The organism is Microbacterium sp. Bi128 (assembly GCF_918698205.1).
In genome coordinates this window covers 1-3,062 of record NZ_CAKKMM010000572.1, presented here as the reverse complement: position 1 = coordinate 3,062, position 3,062 = coordinate 1, and the positions used below count along the sequence as shown (strand labels likewise).

General features: G+C 65.4%; 3 protein-coding genes. 2 read left to right on the top strand and 1 reads right to left on the bottom strand.

The genetic code is table 11. The features are described 5' to 3' along the window. On the top strand, nt 1–904 hold a 904-nt coding region (locus tag LQV45_RS23090; protein ID WP_230008994.1), incomplete at its 5' end, for a nucleotidyltransferase family protein. Between the two features lie 628 nt (nt 905–1,532). On the opposite strand, the gene LQV45_RS23085 is transcribed toward LQV45_RS23090, so the two are convergent. After that, nucleotides 1,533–2,558, bottom strand: coding sequence for a MinD/ParA family protein (locus LQV45_RS23085; protein ID WP_230008993.1), 1,026 nt, complete (start codon nt 2,556–2,558; stop codon nt 1,533–1,535). Nucleotides 2,559–2,569: 11 nt separating this feature from the next. Here LQV45_RS23085 and LQV45_RS23080 point away from each other — a divergent pair. Next, nucleotides 2,570–3,062 (top strand): GNAT family N-acetyltransferase (locus LQV45_RS23080; RefSeq protein ID WP_230008992.1); only part of this gene is annotated, 493 nt, incomplete at its 3' end.

Here is a 3,062-nt window from a genome sequence, read left to right as displayed (position 1 = left end):
CCCGTTAATGGCTGCCTCAGAGACCCTTCACCAAGATGAAGCCGTCCTCCTGGCCACCGCTTTGGTGGACCACGTCGCAGCATCAGCCGGTGTCCCGGTGTTGTTTATCAAGGGTCCTGCCGCCACCATGATGGGACTCCGCGCGCACCATGTCTCCGCGGACGTGGATGTCCTGGTCCGTCCGGAAGACCTGGACAGAATGGCGGAACTCCTGGGCCTAAGAGGCTGGCTCGAAAGGCCGCCTGGCGCGGCAGTCGTTCGCCGGTACGCGCACTCCAAGACTCTGTATCACCCGCAGTGGAACTGCGATATCGACGTGCATGACAGGTTTCCCGGGATGGAGGCCTCGCCCGGCAGCGCATTCGACACCCTTTGGCGCGACCGGCAATACCTGGTCATGGCGACCAGGAGCGTACCCGTTCCTTCCATTCCTGCAGCCGTAATCATTCAGGCTCTGCACAGCCTCCGGAACATGGATGATCCACGCCATCGAGATGAGTACTTAGGGCTGCTCCAGCGCGTCGGCGCCACTGTTCACCATGACCTCGTGGATCTCAGCGCGGAGCTCCAAGCGACAGCGGCCCTGAAGCCGCTCCTAGATGATCTGGGCATGGCCGATCTCCCGATGCTGCCGGGGACTGTCAGCGAGGAGTGGCGCTACCGTACTTCCGTACAAGGTACAGGGACGGCCTATCTGGTCGAGCTCATGGGAAGTCCCTGGCGAGCTAAGCCGCGAGTGCTGGCTCGCGCGATTTTCCCATCGCGGCAGAGCTTACGCCACGATAACCTCTACCTTGATGACTCCGTCGCCGGGCTCCTTAGAGCCCACGTTTCGCGGTGGGGCCGCGGATTCGCTGGCCTGCCGGCGGCAGCACGAAAGATCAGGGCTTCACGCCTACGGTAGGATCCCTGTACATCCGTACACGGTTATCGCGGCCACCTTATCGCGATGATCTCGGCGGTTCCCCCCAGGAAACAGAAGCACTCGCCCAGATCGCCGTCGGCTACGCCGCGGTGCATGTCGCCGGCGCAACAGTCGGTCAGAGCCATCAGGTAGTAGTACGCCGTCAGCGTGGGGGTTCAAAGGAACCACACCGCTTAACGCCCTAGTGGATTGCATCACTGCCGGCGGGGATCACTATGGGCAGCATCCAGCACATCCTGGACACACTCCAGCGTCTTCCCTAGCACCTCTTGGAAATATAGTCCGGCCGAGAGCACTAAGGCCGATCGCTGGAAGCAAGATGATTCCGGCGGCGATGGACAGTCCGATCCAAGCCGAATCCTGCAGAATATCTGCAGTCCGACGATCAGGTCGCGGGCGACGCCAGGGGCTGATGTACATCAGATTCGTCATGCCCGAGTTTATGAAGTCCTCATACCTGCCCACCAGAGTAGTAGATACCCGCCTCTAGACCTCACAGCACTTGCCAACTTCGTGTGTGGCGCCTCTGACCACCTACGCTTACGGGAATCCCACGCTGGTAATCGCAGTCCTTTGTCGACGGCTCCTAGGGGACCGTGCGAAACCTCTACTGATATCCGTCCACAATGGCGGCGGCAATCTCCCGGTACGCGCGGCGCGTTTCCGGGCGGAGCACGTCCAAGGTCACGAGGTCGCCGTCGGCCACTCCGCGGTCGTGCGGGACCGCGATCAGCTGGCGGCAGATGCCGGACAGGTGCTCCTCGATCGCGTCCTTGTCCACCCGAGTGGAGACCTCGTCCTTGTCGGTGATGACGACGACGGCGTTGCGGGCCAGGTCTTCGTAGCCGTGGCTGGCCAGCCAGTGCAGGGTGCTGCGGGCCCGTTTGGCGCCGCTGACGGCGTAGCCGGCCGCGATGATCAGGTTGTCCGCCGATTGCAGGATGCCGCTCATGGCGTTGTGCGTGACACCCGTGCCGCAGTCGATCAGCGCCACGGAGTAGTAGGCGGAGATGAGCTTGCGGATCCGCAGGTATTCCGCGGCGGTCAGTGAATCCGATACCTCGGGGTCCTGTTCACCGGCAATCAGGTGGAGCCTGCCGGCGTGGTGCATGTAGCGGGCCAGTGCGGTGAGGGAATCGACCGATTCTATGTTCTTGAGCAGGTCTGTGATGGTGCGCGGGCTTTGCTGCTGGTAGATACCCTCACCAAGGGCGCGCTCCACGAGGTCGCCGGAGTCGGGGTTGGCGTCGATGGCGCATGGCGGGTCGCCGCGGAACTCGGCCAGGGTCAGGCCGACGCCCACTGTGGTGGAGGTCTTGCCGATGCCGCCCTTGAGGCTCAGGACGGCCGTGTTGTAGCTGCCCTGGAGCTGGCGGGAGATGCGCCTTGCGAGTTCGTCTTCTTCACGCTGCCGAGCGCTCGGGCCCAGGTTCAGCCCGCCGCCGGTGAGCTTGTAGAGGGCGCCGCGGAACCCGCCGACGGGCCGGGGCTTCTGCTCGCGGACAAAGAGGCCGGGGGAACTGATGAAGTCAGGCAACGGGGCGTCGGCCAGGGCCGCGGACCGCGTGGCCGCCATGTCGGCCGGGAGCGCGTCGCTGCTGCCCGGAGAAACGGAGTGGATCGATGTGCCCATCAGCTGAGCCCGTGCCCGCGGTCGCGCTGCTCGACGTTGGCGAGGACGTGCTGGAACAGCTCCTGGAACTTGCGCTCCGGGACGCCGACGCCGACGAGGTCACCCCGCCGCTGGGCACGACCGCCGGCTGGAACACCGACCGGATCAGCTGGTTCCGCGAATTCCACCGCGCCTCCGCAGCCGGCCTGGACGGTCCCGCGGGGCAGAAGACGTGGGCCATCAGCTGCGACGGGCAGATGGCAGGGTCGGTGCGGCTCAGGCGGATGGACACGGCACCGGCAGCAGCGGATGAGGGCTGGGCCGGTGGTGGCGGCTGGGCTGTTGGTGCCGCCGGGGCTGGGCCAGGTGGTGACGGCTGGGCGCTGGAGACCGGAATCTGGCTCGCCCGGAGCTTCCGCGGCCAGGGTGTGGGCCGCGAGGCGCTGCGCCTCGTAAGGGCTCGCGCCGCGTCGACCGGGGCAGCCGTCCTGGTAGCCGAGACGACGGCCGGCAATGTGGGAGCCC